The following is a 20291-nucleotide window of genomic DNA, read 5'->3' on the forward strand; positions in this document are numbered from 1 at the left end:
TTATGAGCCTAAACTTGTTTTTAAAAATTTCATCGAGTCCTCTCTTTTACGGCGCAACGCCTCATTTACGCCATCCCAATCGATAGTAGCGTTAAAGCGCGCGTCTTTGGGATCTTGCAAAGCTCTATCCTCAAGCCCGAATAAGCCCAAAAGAGAGCTAAAGCGCGACGCGCCGCGACTAGCGTTAACAAGCACAAAAAACGGCTTATTAAAGATTATAGAAAATACGCAGCCGTGAAATGAGTCGGTTAGCACGAACTCCGCACTCGCAATAGCGCTTAGCCATGCTTTTATGCCGATGCGGTTGCCGCGGTCGTTCACCTCATCTATCTCTAGTCCGCTTTGCTTCTTTAGTAGCTCTATCGCCGCTTCTGAGCGAGGCGATGGATCTAGGATATAGGCAAAGCCCTTGCGCTGCGGCACATGGCTTAAAAATTTATCATAAATCTCTTTGTTAGCCAAAAGTGTAGGATCTAGCACCCAGTGCGCATCTACACCAAAGCATTCGCGCGCAAGCTTTACGCCGTCGCGCTCGCGCACCGAAATAGCTTTAAATTTAGCTAAATTTGCAACGTGAGCTTTTAAATCTGCGGGATTTTTCAGCCCACAGAGCCTATCTCCACCAAAGCTTGCAGCATAGGCGATCCGCATGCAGTTAGCCGGCAAAAATCCAAGGCTAAAGCAATCTGCAAAATCCGCAAAATAGCTAGGACGAAAAACCTGATCGCTTCCTAAAATCACCGCTTCAAAGCGTTCTTTCTCGCACAGCGCCTTTAAATCCGCAGGCATGCAAACAGGCGCGGTTAAAGGGATATTTTCAGCCACAAACTCGCTAGTATCGCGCTCGTAAGAGGGATTAAATTTCGCGCCGCAAAGCTCCTTTTTTAGCGCGCGCGCCACTAAAAATTTAATATATGCAATCGATAGTTTACTTCTTTGCAGGCGCAAGTTTATGAGACGTGGCTTGTGCCCTAGCCCCATTAGCACGCGGCTTAGCGCATAAGCTTGTAAAATTCCGCCGTAATTATTTACTAGCGGCAGGGTAAAAATCCCGATCTTCATGCAAACTTCCTATAAATTTTATATGCCACGATCTTTGGTAGCGCCAAAAGCGCTAGCACTTTATTCGCAGCGGCAATTTTTTTAAGCCTAGCAGAGATGAAATCATCACAATCAAAATGCGTAGCGCTATATCGCTGGATCTGAAGCTTCTGGCGCAAGATGTAACGCCTAAGCGGGTTTTTCGCGCCATAGAAAATTTCGTTTTTGCACTCTACCTGGCTTTGTTGCGAGCGCTGCACCTCTGCTGCGGATATCCGCTCGCAAAAAATCGCCTCGCGTGCCTGCTTCGTAGGCTGCGAAAATAGCGCGTCGATCTGAGCTGCGCGCGTAATTACGAGCGATGTGCCGCGCCACTCGCTTATTTCGCTTTGCAGCCACGCATCCATCAGCACGACGTCGGTGCATTTGGCAAAAACGTCGGTGCAGGCGTTGCACGCAAGTGGGGTAAAAGCGCGCGAACTCCAGTACGCAAAGGCGCTACTACTGCGATCATCTATTGCCTCGCTGCCGTCTGCAGCGCGGAATTTAAAGCCAAAGCTCATCGCGCTTTTGCCCGCGATTTTATATCTGTAATTAACTGCCGCGAGCTGCTTACGCTCTTTAAACGCAAGATCTGCCAGCTTATGCGTAAAACCAGCACCCTTGCCCTGTCCGCAAACCAGCCCAATAATAAAGCTTATGCGGGATTTAAGGCGCTGATTTTTACTCGCAGCAAGCCTTAAGGCCTTGGCAAAACACGGCAGCGCGCTAATCGCGTATCTACCCTCACGGCGCGACATCTCCTTTAGCACTGCTTCAAGCGTGAGCGGATAGTAAGCGGACGAGCGCGCACGAGTAAGCTCATCGGCATTTTTTATCACGCTAAATTTAAATAGTGGCACGGAATTTTCGCCCGCATAATTTCGCGTGTTTTTAGAATTCTCGCAAGTAAAATTATGCGTTGATACGGAATTTTTACAAGAAGCTTTAGAATTCTGCGTGAAATTTTCATTTGTAAAATTCTGCGTGGAATTCTGCGTCAAATTTCCGCAAAAAGAATTTTGCGCACTCGTAAAATTTATAGAATCATCATCCGCCAAATTCTGCGTTAAATTCGGAATTGTGGAATTCTGTTCGGAATTTTTGGTTGCGGAATTTTGCAAATTCTGTGGCTGCGCTAAATTATTGCAGGCAGAAAAATCTCGCTTGGAATTTTGGGCTATAAAATCACCTTCGTCCGCGGGCACGACGCAAATCGCGTAATCAATGAGCCCGCGCGCAAAAAGCTCGCGAAAAATATAATCTCCCGCGCCGCCGCTTGCACTGCTTAGGCGCTGCGCTTCATCTTTTTTGTAGAATTTATAAGTGGCTAAAAACCTGCCAAAATCTGGGCTAAAGCTTTCCAGCTCTGAGTATGATTTAGAATTTAGCTCGTTTTCAAGCGTGTCTTTTTCGTAAAACGGGCAGACTTTTAGGCAGATGTCGCATTTGTCGCGGCACCCTTCGCCCTCCTCGGGCGCGTAAAATCCATTGCTCCCAAGCCGCATTTTTAGCACGCTAAAAGGGCAGCTGCTCGCGCAGACGCCGCAGCCGATACAGCGGTCTTTCGTAACTACTTCGCTAATTACATTAAAGCTCAAGCCCGCCTCCTTATCTTAGCTGCAATGCCACCAAAAATCGCGCGCTCATAGTCGTTCATCGCCCAAAAATACGCGCTTAGCACAAACATAGCCGAATAAAGCCCGCCGCAAATTAGCAAAAAGCTCACTCCGTGCAAGCCTAATGCGTAATTTATCGCTAGGCTTACTGCTATTGCGGGAGCAAATTTTACTACCATCGCGCCGATATTTCGCCAGAATTTAGCGATGTCAAGTCCGATTACACGAGCATAGTAGATATTCATCACGCAGATATTTAGCAAGGTGATCGCAAAAGCCGTGCCGCACGCAGCGCCCACGCCACCGTAAGCCTTAGCTAGCGGGATAGAAATAGCGATATTTACGAGCGTAACGCAAAACGCGGCGATTGAGCGAAATTTGACTTTGTTTTTTGCCTGAAGCACGGCTAGGCCTAAATTTTGAATCAACGGCACGCTTACTGGAAGCACCAAAATAAGCGCGATTGCGTATGAAATTTCATAATTTGCGCCAGCCCATAGCACGATAAATTCCCGCCCAAAAATCACCAAAAGCGACGCGATAAAAAATATCACGTAAAATTGCAGCCTGCCTATTTTGATAAATTCCGCGCTAAGCTCGGAATCGGTGGAGTTGGCAGAAACCATTTTGGCGATTTTAGGAAGCATTACGCCGCTAATGGTGAGCGAAAGCGTGACGAAAGTGGCATTTATCGTGCTTGCTACGGCATACGTGGAGACCGCCGTAGCGCCTGCTACCGCGCCTAAGATAAAATTATCGACATTCCAGTTTACTTGATCGACTACGATGCCTAAAAATATAAAAAACGAGTAGCCAAAAATTTGCTTAAGCGTGGAGGCGTCAAAATTTCGCACGCTTATCACGGGCGAGACTTTACGCTTACAGTAGATGAAATCTGCCGCGACGCAGATTAAATTTACCGCCGTAGCGATGATTACGATCGCGATAGCCTTATATCCCAAAAGTAGCGCAGGCACCGCAGCTAGCGGCAGAGCGATCGTACGAAAGATCCCAATTAGCTTGATAAATACGAAATTCTCATGCGCCGTAAGGATCGACGAATAGATGCTAAAAGGAAAGCTAATCGCTAAATTTGCAGTTAGCAGCATTAGCATAATGCGAATTTCACCCATCTCGCTAGCGCTTAGCTTAGCGCCAAAAATCGCGTGCAGATTAGCTAGCAGCGCAGCTCCTGCAATCACGATCACCGCGCTCATCACTAAATACACGCTAAAGATCGTGCCGTGCAGCTTATGCGTGCGCTCCACTTCGCCACTTGAGGCGTATTTGGCGGTATAGACCGTCACGGCGTTGCCAAAGCCTAAATCCAAAATCGCCAAATAGCCAATAACGCTGCTAGCTAAAGAATACAGCCCAAACTCGCTCTGCCCCAGCGCCCGCAGAAAAAACGGCGTATAAACCAAAGTAAGTATCGTAGAAACAAAGATATTCACATACGATAACACGACGCCGAGCTTACGCTGCGCGGCTTCGGGGGCGTTTAGAATTTTAAGCAAACAAGGCTTCCTTTTGCTCGCCGCTATTAAACGCGGCGGAGTAAAATTTTAAAATTTCAAATCGCACTTTCACGCTAGAACCTAAAGCTTCTTTTCCCAATTAAGCGCGCTTAGGATGATCTCATCCAGGCTCTCGTGCTCAGGCTGCCAAGAGGTTTTGGTGCGAATTTTATCCGCATTTGAGATGAGGCAGGCAGGATCGCCCGCTCTGCGCGGAGCGATCTGCACTTTAAAATCCACGCCGCTTACTTTTTTGGCTTCATTGACGACCTCTTTTACGCTAAAGCCCGTGCCGTAGCCTACGTTAAAGACCGCGCTATCGTTACTTTGCAGATAATCAAGCACCGCCAGATGCGCGCTTGCGAGGTCCTCTACGTGGATGTAGTCGCGTATGCAGGTACCGTCCTTGGTGTCGTAATTATCGCCAAAAATGCTCATCTTATCGCGCTTACCGACAATAGTTTGGGTTGCAACCTTGATAAGATGCGTCGCGTTCGGGTAGTTTTGCCCGATCGTGCCGTCGCTAGCCGCACCTGCGACGTTGAAGTAGCGCAAAATTCCATATTTAAAATTCGGATTTGCCGCCGCCGCGTCTTTTAGCACCCACTCGACCATCAGTTTGCTTCTGCCGTACGGATTGATCGGATTTTGCGGAGTTTCCTCGCTTACTTGCGGGATGTCGGGCTCGCCGTAGGTCGCCGCAGTGGAGCTAAAGATAAAGTCTTTCACGCCGTATTTGTTCGCAAGCGCGATCAAATTCATCGCGTTTGCGGTGTTGTTTAGATAGTATTTTAGCGGATTTTGCGTGCTTTCAAAAACCTCGATAAACGCCGCAAAGTGAATGATCGCGTCAAACTTTTCGCGCTTAAAAAGCTCCTCGATTGCAGGGATGTTTTCTAGGCTTTCCTGCACGAACTCAAACTCGCCCACGTCGCGAAGCGCCTCGATCGCTCGCATCGAGCCTTTGCAAAGATTATCCAGTATGACGACGTCGTGGCGGTTTGCCTCTAAAAGCGCCTTTGCGACATGGCTGCCGATGTATCCAGCGCCGCCTGTGATTAAAATTTTCATCTATTCTCCTTCGGATCAAATTTATCAAAATACGCGATTATAGCCCCTTAAATTAAATCGCCGGTCGCACGCGCAAAAATACGGGGAAGCGCGGCTTTTTCTCGCGGGTTAGGTTTTGGTATTGATAGGTGATGATCGTGCCCACCTTAGGCGGATTTTCCCGCATCTCGTCGCTAAAGCCCGTGCCTACTTTAAATTTCGCCCCGCTACGTAGATCCACGCAGCTAAGCGAGCCCATCTTGCCCTCGTTTTTGCCGTAGCCGGGGTTGATTTTTACGACCTTGCAATCGCTATCGTGCGTCTTTTTGTATTTTAAAATTTTATCGCTGCGCCCGCTCTCATAAAGCGCGTTTGGATCGCGCAGCACGACCCCCTCGCCGCCTGCTGCGATGACGCGATCGAAATACGCCTGCACGTCGGCGTGCGTACTTACCGGAGTTTGCTGCACGATGAGTAAATTTTGCGCACCGCTTGAGGCGATAAAATTTCTTAAAATTTCCATCTTCGCGCTTAGGTTTTTCTGCTCCTTCGGCAGGTCAAATGCGTAAAATTTTACCCTGCTCCACCGCTCATCGGGCACGCTAGAAGATACTATCGAGACGAGCTGTTCAAACTCTCCGCGCGCCGTGTATAGCTCGCCGTCGACGAAAAACGGCGGAAAGCCCGCGCTCCAGCCCTCGGGAGCGTTTATGATCTTGCCGCGCCTGGAGCGCAGATTTTTGCCGTCCCAGATCGCGCGCACGCCGTCTAGCTTCTCGCTAATCACCCAGCCCGTGATATTCATGCCAGGGACGTATTCTTTAAGCAGCATCGGTTTAAATTTAGCCTCATCCGCAACCGCGCCGCAGGCCAAAAATAGCGCACCCAAAACCGCGCCTTTTAAAATTTTAAAAATTTCACTTCGCATATGCCGCCAGTTCCTTTTCTATAAATTCGCAAAAAACGGGCGTGTAGCTCATGCACGCGCACTCTTTTTGCAAAAATTCTCCCATCACCGCGATATAATTCAAATAATCGTCCTTGGTGATCTTGCCGCGCAAAAGCTCGTATTTCAAAAACAGCCAGTAGGTGTTGAGTACGTCGGATCTGCAGTACTCGTCGATCTTGGCCTGCTCGCCGCCGTAATACAGCTGCAAGACCTGATCGCCGTGCACGTCGTATTTGCCCGGCAAGCCCACGCTAGCGCAGATATGATCGAGCTTGAGCCCGCGAACGGCGCCAAAATCGCTGATGTGATCGAGCAGATCCAGATGGAACCGCCCGTCGTAACGGCTGCGGTAGTTCTCCCATTTGCTCTTGTTGTTATCGCGATCGTTCGTCTCAAAATACGCTGCGGCGCTTAGATCATAGCACATCGCGCGCGCCATAATCATCGGCAGATCGAACCCGCGCCCGTTGAAGCTCACGAGCCGCGGATTAAAATCCTCGATAAAGGCTAGAAATTTTGCGATTTTATCGCGCTCGCTCTCGCCATCAAGCGTCGAGACGCGCAAAAATCTGCCGAATCCGTCCGCCATCACGGCGCTAATGCTAACGACGCGGTGGAAGCAGACGGGTAGGAACTCGCTGCCGGTTTTTTCTTTGAAAATCTCCATCGCCCTAAGCGAGAGCAATTTGTGGTTTAAAATTTTGCTTTTATCTGCATTAAAGATTGGTTGCTCGCCGTAAATTTTAAAATTTAGCGCGGGATCTTGCGCGGAATTTGAAGCGTGATTTTCGCTCTTTGAGCTTTGGGACGCAGAGCTTTGAGGCGCGGTATCATCGTAGGTTAAATTTAGCGACGCGGAATTTTTGAGCGCCGTATTTTGTAGAATAAAATTTTCGCTCGTAAAATTTCCCTGCGCGGGATTTTCAGCGGAATTTTCACTGGCGGAGCTTTGAAGCGCAGCGTCTTGCTGCGTAAAGCTTTGAGGCGCAGAATTTTGCTCGGAATTTTCAATTTTAGAATTCTGCTCTGCCGAATTTACAGCAAAATTTAAAGACGCGCTTTGCTTCTCGCCGCCGATCTTTTGCGAGACCCGCGTATCAAGAAGCTTTGCGAAGCTTTTTTTATCGAAAGGCTCGAAGCAGCCCGCGATCGCGTCCTCATCCAGCACCCGCACCAGCGCCGCTACGTCGGGGATCGTCTCGCAGTCGAATACGCAGATATAATCCTTTTTCATTAAGCTCCTTCCTGGCGGATTTTACCGCTTTTTTCAAAAACGGCTCTGAAACAATCCTCTATCTCCATGCCGTTTTTATGTACGCGCCTAATCGATCTCCTCGCTCATCCAAAGTTTTCATCGCCGCTTCCAATCTTAAAATTTTATGCTGCCGCATTTTCGCAGCAAAAAGGAGCGTATGCGGAGGCGCGGCAAATTTCGCTACCGCTCGCCGCGACGCAATTGCCGCGCGCAAAAGCGCGCCGGTCGTTAAATTTATCTTTCGATCAAGCGCTTGATACCCGGCAAAAGCTCGCCGGACGCCTCGCAAATCCTGCTTCGCAGCACGCTAAAATCGCCACAGTAATCGCCCAGAAGCTACAAAATATCGTCTCTGATGGCTTGCGAGCGCTCGCTCAGAAGCGGCTCCTGCAAAAGGGCGAAAATTTCGCTCTCATGCGCCAGCGTGCAGCCGTAGTAGGGATCAAGGTAGTAATCTAAACACAACAAAAGCGAGGCCTTTTCGGCCTCGTTATCACTTCGCAAAACGGCTGCGATGCCCTCTACGCTGCCCTCTGCTATCCGTCTATGACTATCGTCGTAAAAAACTGCGCGCGTCAAATTTTGCCTTTTTACGTGTCGTTTTACTCGGTCTTGGCCGCATCCCACGCAAAGATCGTCTTGCCCTCGGCGTCGGTCGCCACGTCGCCCATGCCCATGATGTTGTAGCCGCAGTCGACGTAATGCACCTCGCCTGTCACGCCGCTAGCTAGATCGCTGAGCAGGTACATCGCGCTGTTGCCGACGTCTTGAGTCGTGACATTGCGTTTGAGCGGCGCGTTGATCTCGTTGTAGCGTAAAATCATCCTAAAGTCGCCTATTCCGCTTGCGGCAAGCGTCTTGATCGGGCCCGCGCTGATAGCGTTTACGCGGATACCGCGCGCGCCAAGATCGTGAGCGAGGTAGCGCACTGAGCTTTCAAGAGCCGCTTTTGCGACGCCCATGACGTTGTAGTGAGGCACGAATTTTGGTCCGCCAAGATATGTGAGCGTGAGCACCGAGCCGCCCTCTTTTAGCACCGGCAGCACCGCGCGCGTGAGGCTTAGTAGCGAATACACGCTCGTGCCCATCGCGATATCAAAGGCCTCCTTGGTCGTGTTTACGAACTCGCCCTCTAACGCTTCTTTTGGCGCATAAGCTACCGCATGCACGACGAAATCTATCTCGCCTAGGTCTGCTTTGATACGATCCGCAAGACCGTCAAGGTGAGCAGGATTGTTTACGTCGAGCTCATAGACGAATTTGCTCCCAAACTCCTCCGCGATCGGTTCTACGCGTTTTTTTAGCGCGTCGTTTAGGTAGGTAAACGCCATTTGCGCACCCTGCTCGTGACAAGCTTCGGCGATGCCGTAAGCGATGGATTTGGCGTTAGCGACGCCGACGATGAGGCCCTTTTTTCCTTCTAAAATCATTATTTCTCCTTTAAAATTTGCTTGGCTTTTAAGCGTCTTTGAATGAGTTTTGATTTTGCTCCCTGCGACAGGCTACATGCCTAGTCTTGGTCGCAAAATCTGCAACAACATTCAAATCCATCTTAAAATCCTGCGCAATTTGACTTAAAATTCTACAAATTAAAATTCTCAAAATCTCGCGAAACGCCAAATTTTAAACGCAATTCGATAGCGGCAGTATCGCAAAGCTAGACTAGGCGACTTAAAATTTTGCGACGGGAGTTACCCTATTAGGTAATGACCGAGCAAAATTTTAAGGCAACGAAGTATAGCGATGCGAGACGACGCGTATAAGCTCCAAAAACTTCGATGCGTCCCAGCTCGCCGTCCCCACTAGCACCCCGTCGCAACCTCTTATCGCGCAAATTTTTGCGATATTTTCAGCATTCACGCTGCCGCCGTAAAGTAGCGGCGCGGGGCTTTTAGCACGCAAGAAATTTAGCATTCTTTCGATCTGCTCGCACTGCGCGCTTCTGCCCGTGCCGATCGCCCAGACAGGCTCGTAGGCTAGTACTAAATTTCGGTATTTCAGATCGATACCCTCAAGCTGCGCCGCTACGAAATCCTCGCTGCGATCTTGCGCGAATGCCGCCTCGTCCTCGCCGACGCAAAAGACGATGCGCCAGCCCTGCGCTACGGCAAAACTGAATTTCTCTCTTATCAGCTCCGCGCTCTCGCCCAAAATGGCGCGCCGCTCGCTGTGACCGATAAGAACGGTTTTGATGTCAAATTCCGCAAGCATATCGCCGCCGATCTCGCCCGTAAAGCTGCCGTGCGCGGCAGGATAGAAATTTTGCGCGCCTTGAGTAAAATTTTTCACTTTCGCGCAAAATGCGCTAGCGGGAGGAAAAACCAAAATTTCATTCTCGCGCGAAATTCCGCCCGCTAAGCCTTCATCTAAAGCTTTAGCGTACCGCTCAAAACTAGCGCGAGTATGGTTACATTTAAGATTCGCCGCTAGTATCATCGCAGCTCCGTTTTAGCAGTAAGCACTCGCACGCCCGGCAGCTCCTTGCCCTCGATGAGTTCTAAGCTCGCGCCGCCTCCGGTAGAAATAAAAGTCATATCATCGGCGTTGCCCGCGCGTTCGACGACATCTGCAGTATCGCCGCCGCCCACTACGGTCGTGGCGTCGCTATCTGCGATCGCGTGCGATATATGCAGGCTGCCGCGAGCGAATTTATCGATCTCAAAAACTCCCATCGGTCCGTTCCACCAGATCGTTTGCGCATCGTCTAGGGCTTCTTTAAAAAGCGCTACAGTTGCAGGTCCGATATCTAGTCCCATCCAATCGCTTGGAATTTCTTGGACGGTAACCTTTTTTGTAACGGCATCTTGCGAGCATTGCGGAGCTGCGACGGCATCGACGGGGATATAAATTTTAACCCCAAGCTCGCGAGCATTGCGGAGAATATTTTTTGCTTCCTCGATTAGATCCTCTTCGAGCAAAGATTTGCCGATGTCATATCCGACGGCTTTTAAAAACGTAAACGCCATGCCGCCGCCGATGATGAGCTTATCGACTTTAGGAAGTAAATTTTTAAGTGCCTGAAGCTTGCCGCTTACTTTGCTGCCGCCCGTTACGGCTACGAAAGGACGCGCAGGATCTTTAATAAGGTCTTTGGCGAATTTTATCTCTTTTAGCAGCAAAAATCCCGCCGCTTTGTGTGCCTCATCGTAGAATTTCGTAATCGCTTCTACCGAAGCATGCGCGCGGTGGCATACGCCAAAAGCGTCGTTGATATAAAATTCCGCGTAGCTCGCAAGCCTCTTAGCTAGTGCTTCGTCATTTTTGCTCTCGCCCTTTTCGAAGCGCAGATTATCTAGTAGAAGCACTTCGCCCTTTTTAAGCGAATTTACCGCAGCTCCAGCTTCCTCGCCCGCGACATCAGAGACAAATTTTATCTCGCGCTCCAAAAGCCTAGATAGCCTCTTTACCACAGGCTTTAGGCTAAGTCTTTCTTCGTATCCGTTTTTCGGGCGTCCTAAGTGGCTGGCTAAAATTACCGCGCAGCCCTCGTCTAAGCAATATTTAATCGTAGGGATAGACGAACGGATGCGACGATCGTCCGTAATATTGCAAAACTCATCCATCGGCACGTTAAAATCGCACCTGATAAAAACGCGCGCGCCGTCTTTAAATTTCAAATCTTTAATCGAAAGAATTTCGCCCATCTTATTTCCTTCTTTTTGCCGCATATAGGGCTAAATCGATAAGGCGCTCACTATATCCCCACTCGTTGTCATACCAGCTCATCACTTTTATTAGATTGCCGTCAATTACCTGCGTGCAGTCGCTAGCTACGATGCTGGAGTATTCTGAAGTACAAAAATCGCTGCTGACACGGTTATCGTCGTCTACGAGCAAAATTCCTTTCATCTCTTTAGCAGCATAGCGGCGGAAAATTTCATTTAGCTCCTCGGCACTCGTCTGCTTGCGCGTTAGCACCGTTAGATCAACCATCGAAACGTTAGCCACCGGCACGCGTACAGATTTTCCGTGCATCTTACCGCTTAGCTGCGGAAGTACCTTACTAATCGCTTTTGCCGCGCCCGTCGTAGTCGGAGCGATATTAAGAGCAGCAGCGCGTGAACGGCGAAAGTCCTTAGCTTTTACATCGACTAGGCTCTGTCCGTGCGTATAGGCATGAATCGACGTCATAAGACCCTTTTCGATACCAAGCTCGTCGTCTAGAATTTTTGCAATCGGAGCTAGGCCGTTAGTAGTGCAGCTAGCGTTTGAGATGACGCGCTGTCCTGCATAAGCGCCCTCATTAACGCCGATTACGAAAGTAGGCGTATCATCCTTGGCAGGTGCGCTCATTACGACTACGCCGATACCGTTATCTATGAACGGCTTGCATTTTTCGCTCGTTAAAAACGCACCAGTACATTCAAGCACAGCTTCTGCACCATCGCCCGCAAAATCAAGCTCCGCAGGCTCTCTGGTGGAATAGACGCGGATTTTTTTGTCGTCTACGGCTATGCATTCGTCGCTTAGAATTTCTACTTTTTTACGAAACTCGCCGTGAACGGTGTCGTATTGAAGCAGGTATCTCGTAAGCTCGCGCTTAGCGGTATCGTTGATCGCCACAAGCTCCACATCGTCCCTGCTTAGCGCAATTCTAGCCGCGCACCTACCGATCCTTCCAAAGCCGTTAATTGCGATTTTTACTGCCATAATGTTCTCCTTATTTGGGATGTTTTCAGCTGGAATTTTACTAAATTTGGGTTAATCTTTGATTAAATAAAAAGTCGCGAAATCTAGGATTTACTTTTTGGCTATATAATTCGCGAACTTTTTTTAAAGGAGAAAAAATGAGACGAATTGTATTCTCGTCATTAGCGGCAATCGCGCTTTTAAGCGGATGCAACCAACCTAAGGCCGATACGGCTCCACAGCAAAAACAAGAGTCTGTAGCGCACACGATCGTATTTCTACTCGGAGATACCGGAGATAAGCGCATCAGCCTTAGCTCGAACGATATGTTCGCAACGGGCGTGTTAACCGACGAAAAAGGCAAAAAGCATAATCTCAAACGCGCGGCTTCCGCAAGCGGCATAATGCTTACGAACGACGAAGGTATCGAGCTTCTTTTCAAACGCGGAGAGGGAGTGTATACACCGGGAAAAGGCAAGAAGGATATTCCGGTAACCTACACCGAGCACGAGCACAAAAGCGGCGAAATGATGTAGCCGCGGCGGGGTTAAATTTAAGCGCCCGCAAAAGCGAATTAAATTTAACCCCTCGTTTCTGCTTCTTTATCCATAGCGAAATTTAACCCTCGTTTCGACCTCTTTGATCTGCGCTAAAATTTAACCTTTTATTTTTGCTTCTTTCATCTACGCAAATTTAGCTTTTTTTGTAAATTTGAGCTTGCGCACACCAAAAGCAAGCTCCGCAAGCCCAGCATCCCAAATTTTACAAAATCTCCATTTACTTTGTGCTTTGGCGACGATTTTGGATTTCAACCGAATTTTACTAGGATTTTGCTAAACTGCGCGGAAATTTTAGCATGCCGGTGCAAATACGGCGCAAAATAGATCATTTAGCGAGATTGCCGCATGGATAGCATTAAATTTTACCTAAACGATTACGAGATGAACGGCGAGGGCCTTACCGAAGTCGTCGTTACGATAAACGGCGAGCCTCTGCTTGAGCTGATTAAGCGGCGCGAGCAAGGCTTTGCGGCGAAAGAGGGGCAAGCTAGCATCGCAGGAGGCTACGCCTACTTAAGCTTGATCGATTTTGAGGAACTATTTTTACGTGCAGCGCTTGAGGCTGATTTGGCGCAAGATGAGCGGGACGTCGTACTACTGGGCTGTCCGTGCGGGATCTGGAGCTGCTGGTATCTCGCGCTTAAGATTAAATTTGAAACAGAGACGGTTAAGCTATACGACTTTACAAACCCGCGCCGCAAAAATTGGCGGTATGGACTTGAGTTTAAATTTGACCGCGTGAGCTTTGTGAGCGAAATTTCTAAAATCGCCTCTTTTAATAAGCTCTAAAATTTAGATCTAATTTAGGAAATTTTAACGGCACGCTCGAAACTGCGCCGAAACAAACTTACCTTTTCCTCGGCAAAATTTAGCTTTAAAGCGGAATGGCTGCCTCGCAAGCTCATAAGATTAAAATTTTCGCCTCGCCGCTGCGCAAAACATCCAGCAAAATATCATAAAATTTACCCAGTCTTAGCTTTAAAACTCCGCCCCTTTTGATGACGACGAAAACCTGTCCGCCTCGCTCGCCAAGCGCGTCGTAGAGCGCATCTAAATTCGCGACGTATTCGGGCTTGAAATTTAGCGCTGCGGCAAACAGCGCGAAAATTTGATCTTTGCGTCTGATCTTTGCGCCGTCGATGATGATCTTTGCGCCGCGGCACGTTTTAAAATTTAAACTCATTGCACGCGCTCAAAGCTTTCATAATGATCGGCGGTGTAAAAGATCAGCCCGTCGTTTGAAAATATCAGCCGCTTTGCGCCGCGCGGACCGCCGCGATACTCGATGTCGCATTCGCGCCAGATCCGCCTCTTTTTATCAGGCAGTCTGCGCTCAAAATTACCGAAGCGATCGCCGCCGATGCTCTTGCCGCGCGCGTATCGCCACAGATCGCCGCCCTGCCAGCCAAGCTCGCCCGCCTGCTTTTTCGTGATAAAATTTTGCGGCAAAGTGCCCGTGCGGCGGATATGGGCGCTCACGCACTCCCTGCTTATGCAGGGCTCGTCTGAGGGCTGATTTTTAGAGTTTGCGGCGGGATTTTGCGAGTTTGAAGCTTCGTAATCTGCGCTGCGCCGCCTGTGGATATCCGCCTCATCTTTAGAATTTACCGCAGCGTGCTCGTTTACTTGCGGATGAGATTTTAAATCTCCTAGATCTGCTCCGCCGTCTGCGCTTCTTGCGCCGCGCTCATCTTTTGCGTCGGCGCCGCTTGCAGGATTTTGCGAGCTTGAAATTTTACGATCGGTGCTGCTTTTGATATCTTGCGCGCCGCTTTTACGAGAGGCGGCATCCAGGGTTTTGGAAGTAAAAACGCTCTCATCTTTAGCCGCGGAGCCGCGCGAATTGGAGATAAAATTTAGCGCCAAAAGAAGCGCTGTGAAAATTGCGAGCGGGATCAGCTTTTTTGCCACCGCTAACCTCTTTTACGCGTGGCGAAGCGAAAATACGCGACGATTATCGCGGCGATCGCGGCCAAAATTAGCGGCGCGATCCACGGAGCTTCTTTTATCCGCTCGTAAAGCCCGCGCACGAAATCGCCCGCGTAGTAGCTCAGTAGCCCCACCACAAGCGCCCAAATGAGCGAGCTTACGGCATTGATGACGCTAAATTTTAAAAACGAATATTTTGTGATGCCGATCGCGATCGGCACGAGGGTTTTGAGACCGTAGATAAATTTTTTAATCAAAATGATGCGGTCGCCGTATTTACGAAATAAAATCTGCGCCAGAGCAAGGTTGCGGCGCTGTTTGCGCAGATATGGCATGATCTCTTTTTTATTATAGCGGCTTACTAAAAACAGCCCCGAATCGCCTATGAAGTTCGATATGCAGGCGATTACGATGCATAAAACGATATTGAGCTCGCCGGCCGAGCTTAGCACGCCCGCTGCCGCAAGCGCCAAAAATCCTCCGCCCAGCGAATACAAAAACAGTATCAAATACCCCCACGTATGGAGGTTTGCAAACATCGATTCCATCGAATCCTTTCATTAGATCGTATAAAATTCTATAAATTTTGACTAAAGCAGCTTTAAAATTCGGCGCGAAAACTTCACTCCAACGTCCCACGACGCCACTTGATTTTGCTGCGACATTAAATTTAAAATTCCGCGCAGCTGTAGCAAAATACAAAATTTCACCGCAAAATATTAAGCGAAATTTTAAAATAAAATTTCTAGACATCAAGCAAAATCTCCGCAAAATTTAGTGGTAAAATTTTGCAATTCTAAATTTAACGACAAAATTTTGACTTCTTTAGAATTCAAGGTAACTTTTGAATTACACAGGATCTACGCGATATCCTCAAATGCCTCCCACCCCGCGAATTGCAATAAAATTACGCGCCTAAGTCCATTATTATGCGGAAATTACGCGAGCAAAATTCCAAGCCGCTAATAAAACGCCCATAAAGCAAAATTTTTTGCTAAGCTATGCGCCTTAGCGTCTTTAGCTAAATTTTACTCATCTGCGCCGATTACTCGCATCAAAAGCGCATAGCCCTCAGTATTTGGATCAAAAGCGCGGTCATTTTTGGTCTCCAGCACCGAGCCGCCCAGGCTCACACCAGCGAATAATCCGCCCTTGTTCGTAAAGACGTACATATCTTGATTTAGCACATCTAAAGAGCCAGAATCGGCGCTGTAGTTACCTGCAACTGCCGTCGCATCGCCCGAAAGCGTGATTTGGGAATTTCGCATTTTTTGGATTACATCGTCATGCATTACGAAAATAACTAGATAATTATCCTCATAGCCTATCTGAAGTCCTACGCTGGCGCTGCTGATCTCAGCGCCGCTTACGCTATGCGCGCCGTCGTTATTATAGATAATGATCCCCTCGCCATACATTCCGCCTATGATGAAGCCCAACTTCTTGACGCTCGGAAATATCACTATCGCGCGGGCTTGCTGCGCTAGGTATTTGTATTGCGCATTCGTGCGCATCACCGACGAATAAGCGCTCGCGCTATCAATGATGAGCTCATCCTCGGCAAATGCCGCGCTAAAAAGCAAAAATAAAGCGATTATAAATTTTTTCATTTCATACTCCTTATTTGGCTATCTCGACCGCGCGTAGCTCGCGTATGACATTGACCTTAATCTCACCTGGGAATTGAACCTTATCTTGGATATCCGAAGCGATCTCTTTAGCCACCAAAACCGCCTCGTCGTCGTTCATAAGCTTGGCGTTTGCGATGACGCGGATCTCGCGACCTGCGTTGATCGCATAGGCTTGTTTAACGCCCGTTTTACTCATCGCGATCGCTTCGATGTCGCTAACGCGCTTTAGATAGCTTTCTAGCACCTCTCGTCTGGCGCCCGGGCGCGCGGCACTTAGGGCGTCTGCGGCACAGACTGCGGCGCTTTCTACGCTGGTGGCCTCCTCGTGGCCGTGGTGGGCGTAGATCGCGTTTATAACTACCGGATGCTCTTTATAGCGGCGGCAAACTTCGGCACCCAGATCCACGTGCGAGCCCTCGTACTCGTGAGTTAGCGCCTTGCCGATGTCGTGAAGTAGGCCTGCTCGCTTGGCTAGCTTTTGATCTCCGCCCGTTTCTGCGGCGATGATACCCGCAAGATGTGCCACCTCAAGGCTGTGCGCAAGGGCGTTTTGACCGTAGCTGGCGCGAAATTTAAGCTTGCCGATAAGTTTTAAAATTTCGGGATGAATTTTGCTAAGACCTAGATCCATTACGATATTTTCGCCCTCTTCGGCGATACTAGCTTCAAATTCATCGCTCACTTTTTTGTAGATATCCTCGATGCGCGCAGGCTGAATTCTGCCGTCCTCAATAAGCGTTTCGATAACGCGAACGGCGATGGCGCGACGGTATAGATTGTGCGAGCTTACGATGATCGCATTCGGGGTATCGTCGATGATGACGTCCACGCCAAGAGTCATCTCAAGCGCCTTTATATTGCGCCCCTCTTTGCCGATGATGCGGCCTTTAAGCTCGTCATTTTTGATATTTACGACGTTGATAAGTCGCTCTGCCGCAAATTCGCCCGCAAAGCGCGACGTAGCCTGTGCCAAAATATAATTCGCCTTTTTTCGCGCCTCTTTTTTGGCTTCCTCTTCATATTTTCGCACGATGTGAGCGATGTCGGTGCGGCTTTGCTCCTCAACCTTCTTAAGCACCTGCGCCCGCGCTTCATCCTGCGTAAAACCCGCCACGCGCTCCAAAACTTTAAGCGCTTCGGCTAGCTTCTCTTCATAGCTTTTCTTTAAATTTGAACCCTCTTCGTAGAGGAATTTCGCCTCTTTTTTGGCACTTTCGAGCTCTTTTTTGCTGTCTTTTAAAATCTCTTGCTCGGTTAGAAGCGCGTGCTCCTTTTTGCCGAGCTCGTCAAATTTAACGTTAAATTCCTTCTGTAGTTTGCTTGCTTTATCTTCGTATTTTTTCTTCGCTTCAAACTCAGCTTCCTGCACCGAAATTTTAGAATTTCGCAAGATGCCCTCGGCTTCAAATTCTATAGCTTTAGCTTTAGCTTTGGCTTGTTCGACGAAGAAATCGTAATTGGCGTTATTGATCTTTCTAGCTACTAAGTATCCTATGCCAGCGCCCACCGCAAGAGCGCACAAGGCGATTAAAATCTCTATCATACTTTCCTCTTTTTAGGTAATTTTGGCTCGGAGTTATGTAAAAATCGCCCTTTACGTCGTGATCAAGCGATAAAATTTCGCTGCAAAAGCAGTCTTTTATACTCACGAACGCGATTGCGGGCTTAAGCTTCAGACCTGAAAAAAACATATCGTAAAATCCTTTCCCATGTCCTATTCTAGCCATTGCGCCATCCACTCCGATAGCTGGAACCACGGCTAGATCGACCTTTTTAAAATACCCGTTTTGCGGAAGCGTCTGTCGCAACCCAAAGCGCGAAATTTTAAAAGGCTGGCGCAATCTTACCATTTTTAAGCTAATATCCACCATAAACGGAACGTAAAATTCGCAGCTTTTTGATAGCTTTTTTCTTAAAATCAAAACGTTCGGCTCGTAGCTCATCGGCAAAAATATCAAAATTTTACGCGCTTTTAAAAATTTTATCAGCCGCTCCAGCCGCCATAAAAGTGCGTAATGCTCGCATCTAGCCGCGCGCGCGGCGTGAGATTTTAGACGCGATTTGCAAATTGCTCTAAATTCATTCTTTTGCATAGCTTAAGCCTTTTATAAAATTTTAACGCTTATTTTAGCTAGTTTTTGTATAATCTTGCGATTAAATTTTAAGGTTTATTATGAAATTTCGTTTTTTTCTAGCGCTTTTTACGGCTGTTTTGTTTCTTGCGGGTTGCGGCGATGATGAGGATAAAAAATCAAGCGATACCCCGACCGAGGCCAACGCCACGCAGCCGCAGTCCGAAACCGAAGCCGTGATCCAGGTCGATTATACCGCTCCTTTTACACTTCAGCTAAGTAACGGCAAAATTTTAAATATGCAAAAGACAAAGCAGGGTTTTCGAATCGATAATAACTCCACCGTGACGCTATTTGCATTTTTTACGCCGTGGTGCGACGCCTGCGCCGTGCAGGTAAGCGCACTAAATGCCGCCAAACAAGCCTACTCTGGCAAGCTTGACATAATCGGCGTAATGATCGGTGATGCAAATTTAGACGATGCAAAAAATTACGCAAGCGCACACGAAGTAAATTACGCGATCGCTTACGGCGAAGGGACGGACTTTTTTACAAAGGCGCTAGGCGGCATAAACGAAGTGCCGTATATGGCGATCTACGACGAAAAGGGCGAGTTTAGCGCGCAATATTTCGGGCTGATGCCGGAAGAAATTTTAATGACCGAATTGGAGAAATTTTTTTGATGTTCGAATTTTTTAAAAAAGGGCTTAGCAGGACCATAGACGCGATGCGAGGCGCGAAAAGCGAAGATAAAATTTCAAAAGAAATTTTAGAAGAGATGCTGCTTGAAGCCGACGTAGGCTACGAACTCGTGGAGGAAATTTTAGAAAAACTACCCGCAAAAAAACTGGTCGCGAAAGATGATCTCAAGGGCGTTTTAAAGAGCTATTTCGATTACGAGATTGCTAAAGCCGCAGATGAGAAGCCGTTCGTAGAGCTCATCATCGGCGTAAACGGCGCGGGCAAGACCACGACGACCGCAAAGCTTGCAAATTTATATAAAAATAGCGGCCAGAGCGTGATTTTAGGTGCATGCGACACCTTTCGCGCGGGCGCGGTCGAGCAATTAAAAAAATGGGCGCAGATCCTAAATCTACCGATCGTAGCGACCGCACAAGGGCACGATCCCGCTGCCGTGGCGTTTGACACCGTAAGCTCGGCAAGTGCCAAAAACATCGATCGCGTCCTGATCGACACCGCCGGACGTCTTCAAAATCAGAAAAATTTAGCCGCGGAACTAGAGAAGATCGTGCGCATCTGCGACCGCGCAAAAAGCGGCGCGCCGCACCGCAAGATCATCGTGCTCGACGCCACTCAGGGCAATCACAGCGTCGCGCAAGCTAGGGCGTTCAATGAGATCGTAAGGCTCGACGGCATCATCATCACGAAGCTCGACGGCACGCCCAAAGGCGGCGCGCTTTTCGCCATAGCGCGCGAGCTGCAGCTGCCGATACTTTTCGTCGGCGTGGGCGAGCGGATGGAGGATTTAGCGGAATTTAACTCGGATCAGTTCGTAGAAACGCTGGTGGATGGGATTTACGCTTAAACTCTGCGTGTCTGCGTAAATTTACATATTCTCGCCAAACAAGCTTAAATTTTACGCGCCGAAATGCTCGGCAAATTTTGCCGCTCGATTATCTTAGAATAAATTTTACTTAGAATTTTACGATTTTCGTTTTAGAATTTTACAAAATTTTTACTCACGTGCACTGCATGAAAAACCCGCTCACCCGCGTCCATTCGCACCAAAACACGTAAAATCCCGCTGCCATCAGCAAAGCAGCGCGCTCATAAGAATTCTTCAATGATTTCGAGGTGCTTAAATTTCACGGTTATCCTCTGCCCGCTACCGCACCCGCTTCAACGCCCCCCACGCCGACACCGCATGGCAACGCAGCCTGCCGGGCAAAATCCTCACCCGCAGCCTGAAAATCGCCGACCGCATCCTCCCCCTTGCGGATCATGAGGTCCAGACCTTTTAAAATTTCCTTTCCCTCAAC

General features: G+C 48.6%; 21 protein-coding genes. 4 read left to right on the forward strand and 17 right to left on the reverse strand.

Annotation, left to right across the window (positions count from 1 at the left end):
* The 11 genes from Q0372_RS04250 to gap all read right to left on the reverse strand — a co-directional run bounded on the left by Q0372_RS04250 (nucleotide 1) and on the right by gap (nucleotide 12120).
* Nucleotides 1–1062, reverse strand: coding sequence for a polysaccharide pyruvyl transferase family protein (locus tag Q0372_RS04250; protein WP_298102975.1), 1062 nt, complete (start codon nucleotides 1060–1062; stop codon nucleotides 1–3).
* On the reverse strand, nucleotides 1059–2681 hold the full coding sequence (locus tag Q0372_RS04255; protein ID WP_298102978.1) for a Coenzyme F420 hydrogenase/dehydrogenase, beta subunit C-terminal domain: 1623 nt from the start codon (nucleotides 2679–2681) through the stop codon (nucleotides 1059–1061). Before Q0372_RS04255 ends, Q0372_RS04250 begins: the two co-directional genes overlap by 4 nt.
* Nucleotides 2678–4216 (reverse strand): oligosaccharide flippase family protein, encoded by a 1539-nt coding sequence (locus Q0372_RS04260; protein ID WP_298102981.1) that lies wholly within the window; start codon nucleotides 4214–4216, stop codon nucleotides 2678–2680. The genes Q0372_RS04255 and Q0372_RS04260 overlap by 4 nt, the downstream gene beginning before the upstream one ends.
* Before the next feature lie 81 nt (nucleotides 4217–4297).
* Nucleotides 4298–5287, reverse strand: a complete 990-nt coding sequence (galE, locus tag Q0372_RS04265) for a UDP-glucose 4-epimerase GalE (protein ID WP_298102984.1) — start codon at nucleotides 5285–5287, stop codon at nucleotides 4298–4300.
* A 52-nt stretch (nucleotides 5288–5339) separates the two neighbouring features.
* On the reverse strand, nucleotides 5340–6194 hold the full coding sequence (locus Q0372_RS04270) for a DNA ligase (RefSeq protein WP_298102987.1): 855 nt from the start codon (nucleotides 6192–6194) through the stop codon (nucleotides 5340–5342).
* The gene (locus tag Q0372_RS04275; protein ID WP_298102990.1) at nucleotides 6184–7449 is read right to left on the reverse strand and encodes a 3'-5' exonuclease; all 1266 of its coding nucleotides are present in this window, start codon (nucleotides 7447–7449) and stop codon (nucleotides 6184–6186) included. Before Q0372_RS04275 ends, Q0372_RS04270 begins: the two co-directional genes overlap by 11 nt.
* Before the next feature lie 357 nt (nucleotides 7450–7806).
* Nucleotides 7807–8049 carry a hypothetical protein gene (locus Q0372_RS04280; protein ID WP_298102993.1) on the reverse strand — a complete coding sequence of 81 codons (243 nt, stop codon included), beginning with the start codon at nucleotides 8047–8049 and terminating at the stop codon, nucleotides 7807–7809.
* Nucleotides 8050–8072: 23 nt separating this feature from the next.
* A complete protein-coding gene (gene fabI / locus Q0372_RS04285) occupies nucleotides 8073–8900 on the reverse strand; it encodes an enoyl-ACP reductase FabI (RefSeq protein WP_298102996.1) in 828 nt (275 codons plus the stop codon).
* A gap of 292 nt (nucleotides 8901–9192) precedes the next feature.
* A complete protein-coding gene (locus Q0372_RS04290) occupies nucleotides 9193–9906 on the reverse strand; it encodes a triose-phosphate isomerase (protein ID WP_298102999.1) in 714 nt (237 codons plus the stop codon).
* Complete coding sequence (locus Q0372_RS04295; protein WP_177386771.1) at nucleotides 9903–11114, reverse strand: phosphoglycerate kinase; 1212 nt, start codon at nucleotides 11112–11114, stop codon at nucleotides 9903–9905. The genes Q0372_RS04290 and Q0372_RS04295 overlap by 4 nt, the downstream gene beginning before the upstream one ends.
* Nucleotide 11115: 1 nt before the next feature.
* On the reverse strand, nucleotides 11116–12120 hold the full coding sequence (gap, locus tag Q0372_RS04300) for a type I glyceraldehyde-3-phosphate dehydrogenase (protein WP_298103002.1): 1005 nt from the start codon (nucleotides 12118–12120) through the stop codon (nucleotides 11116–11118).
* A gap of 137 nt (nucleotides 12121–12257) precedes the next feature.
* On the opposite strand from gap, the gene Q0372_RS04305 reads away from it, so the two are divergent.
* Complete coding sequence (locus Q0372_RS04305) at nucleotides 12258–12635, forward strand: hypothetical protein (protein WP_298103005.1); 378 nt, start codon at nucleotides 12258–12260, stop codon at nucleotides 12633–12635.
* A 369-nt stretch (nucleotides 12636–13004) separates the two neighbouring features.
* Nucleotides 13005–13448 carry a hypothetical protein gene (locus Q0372_RS04310; protein ID WP_298103008.1) on the forward strand — a complete coding sequence of 148 codons (444 nt, stop codon included), beginning with the start codon at nucleotides 13005–13007 and terminating at the stop codon, nucleotides 13446–13448.
* Nucleotides 13449–13560: 112 nt separating this feature from the next.
* On the opposite strand, the gene Q0372_RS04315 is transcribed toward Q0372_RS04310, so the two are convergent.
* From Q0372_RS04315 to Q0372_RS04340, 6 genes are all read right to left on the reverse strand, one after another.
* The gene (locus Q0372_RS04315) at nucleotides 13561–13842 is read right to left on the reverse strand and encodes a barstar family protein (protein ID WP_298103012.1); all 282 of its coding nucleotides are present in this window, start codon (nucleotides 13840–13842) and stop codon (nucleotides 13561–13563) included.
* Nucleotides 13839–14570, reverse strand: coding sequence for a ribonuclease domain-containing protein (locus Q0372_RS04320; protein ID WP_298103015.1), 732 nt, complete (start codon nucleotides 14568–14570; stop codon nucleotides 13839–13841). Before Q0372_RS04320 ends, Q0372_RS04315 begins: the two co-directional genes overlap by 4 nt.
* A 2-nt stretch (nucleotides 14571–14572) precedes the next feature.
* Nucleotides 14573–15136 carry a DedA family protein gene (locus Q0372_RS04325; protein WP_297950002.1) on the reverse strand — a complete coding sequence of 188 codons (564 nt, stop codon included), beginning with the start codon at nucleotides 15134–15136 and terminating at the stop codon, nucleotides 14573–14575.
* Nucleotides 15137–15616: 480 nt separating this feature from the next.
* The gene (locus Q0372_RS04330; protein ID WP_291938039.1) at nucleotides 15617–16198 is read right to left on the reverse strand and encodes a lipid-binding SYLF domain-containing protein; all 582 of its coding nucleotides are present in this window, start codon (nucleotides 16196–16198) and stop codon (nucleotides 15617–15619) included.
* A gap of 10 nt (nucleotides 16199–16208) precedes the next feature.
* Nucleotides 16209–17762 (reverse strand): ribonuclease Y, encoded by a 1554-nt coding sequence (gene rny, locus Q0372_RS04335; RefSeq protein WP_297923524.1) that lies wholly within the window; start codon nucleotides 17760–17762, stop codon nucleotides 16209–16211.
* On the reverse strand, nucleotides 17695–18312 hold the full coding sequence (locus Q0372_RS04340; protein ID WP_297883084.1) for a 5-formyltetrahydrofolate cyclo-ligase: 618 nt from the start codon (nucleotides 18310–18312) through the stop codon (nucleotides 17695–17697). The genes rny and Q0372_RS04340 overlap by 68 nt, the downstream gene beginning before the upstream one ends.
* A gap of 80 nt (nucleotides 18313–18392) precedes the next feature.
* On the opposite strand from Q0372_RS04340, the gene Q0372_RS04345 reads away from it, so the two are divergent.
* Both Q0372_RS04345 and ftsY read left to right on the forward strand, forming a co-directional pair.
* Nucleotides 18393–18974, forward strand: a complete 582-nt coding sequence (locus tag Q0372_RS04345) for a TlpA disulfide reductase family protein (protein WP_298103019.1) — start codon at nucleotides 18393–18395, stop codon at nucleotides 18972–18974.
* A complete protein-coding gene (gene ftsY, locus Q0372_RS04350; protein WP_298103030.1) occupies nucleotides 18974–19837 on the forward strand; it encodes a signal recognition particle-docking protein FtsY in 864 nt (287 codons plus the stop codon). Before Q0372_RS04345 ends, ftsY begins: the two co-directional genes overlap by 1 nt.
* Nucleotides 19838–20291 lie beyond the last annotated feature (454 nt).

The organism is uncultured Campylobacter sp. (assembly GCF_937997405.1).
In the GTDB taxonomy this organism is placed as follows: domain Bacteria; phylum Campylobacterota; class Campylobacteria; order Campylobacterales; family Campylobacteraceae; genus Campylobacter_B.

What these genes read in the sequence shown, in the direction of transcription:
- Q0372_RS04250 (WP_298102975.1), bottom strand. Translation starts at nt 1,062, where the DNA reads ATGAAGATCGGGATTTTTACCCTGCCGCTAGTAAATAATTACGGCGGA.
- Q0372_RS04310 (WP_298103008.1), top strand. Translation starts at nt 13,005, where the DNA reads ATGGATAGCATTAAATTTTACCTAAACGATTACGAGATGAACGGCGAG.
- gap (WP_298103002.1), bottom strand. Translation starts at nt 12,120, where the DNA reads ATGGCAGTAAAAATCGCAATTAACGGCTTTGGAAGGATCGGTAGGTGC.
- Q0372_RS04290 (WP_298102999.1), bottom strand. Translation starts at nt 9,906, where the DNA reads ATGATACTAGCGGCGAATCTTAAATGTAACCATACTCGCGCTAGTTTT.
- Q0372_RS04330 (WP_291938039.1), bottom strand. Translation starts at nt 16,198, where the DNA reads ATGAAAAAATTTATAATCGCTTTATTTTTGCTTTTTAGCGCGGCATTT.
- Q0372_RS04325 (WP_297950002.1), bottom strand. Translation starts at nt 15,136, where the DNA reads ATGGAATCGATGTTTGCAAACCTCCATACGTGGGGGTATTTGATACTG.
- Q0372_RS04340 (WP_297883084.1), bottom strand. Translation starts at nt 18,312, where the DNA reads ATGCAAAAGAATGAATTTAGAGCAATTTGCAAATCGCGTCTAAAATCT.
- Q0372_RS04305 (WP_298103005.1), top strand. Translation starts at nt 12,258, where the DNA reads ATGAGACGAATTGTATTCTCGTCATTAGCGGCAATCGCGCTTTTAAGC.
- Q0372_RS04295 (WP_177386771.1), bottom strand. Translation starts at nt 11,114, where the DNA reads ATGGGCGAAATTCTTTCGATTAAAGATTTGAAATTTAAAGACGGCGCG.
- Q0372_RS04270 (WP_298102987.1), bottom strand. Translation starts at nt 6,194, where the DNA reads ATGCGAAGTGAAATTTTTAAAATTTTAAAAGGCGCGGTTTTGGGTGCG.
- Q0372_RS04345 (WP_298103019.1), top strand. Translation starts at nt 18,393, where the DNA reads ATGAAATTTCGTTTTTTTCTAGCGCTTTTTACGGCTGTTTTGTTTCTT.
- ftsY (WP_298103030.1), top strand. Translation starts at nt 18,974, where the DNA reads ATGTTCGAATTTTTTAAAAAAGGGCTTAGCAGGACCATAGACGCGATG.
- fabI (WP_298102996.1), bottom strand. Translation starts at nt 8,900, where the DNA reads ATGATTTTAGAAGGAAAAAAGGGCCTCATCGTCGGCGTCGCTAACGCC.
- rny (WP_297923524.1), bottom strand. Translation starts at nt 17,762, where the DNA reads ATGATAGAGATTTTAATCGCCTTGTGCGCTCTTGCGGTGGGCGCTGGC.
- Q0372_RS04315 (WP_298103012.1), bottom strand. Translation starts at nt 13,842, where the DNA reads ATGAGTTTAAATTTTAAAACGTGCCGCGGCGCAAAGATCATCATCGAC.
- Q0372_RS04275 (WP_298102990.1), bottom strand. Translation starts at nt 7,449, where the DNA reads ATGAAAAAGGATTATATCTGCGTATTCGACTGCGAGACGATCCCCGAC.
- galE (WP_298102984.1), bottom strand. Translation starts at nt 5,287, where the DNA reads ATGAAAATTTTAATCACAGGCGGCGCTGGATACATCGGCAGCCATGTC.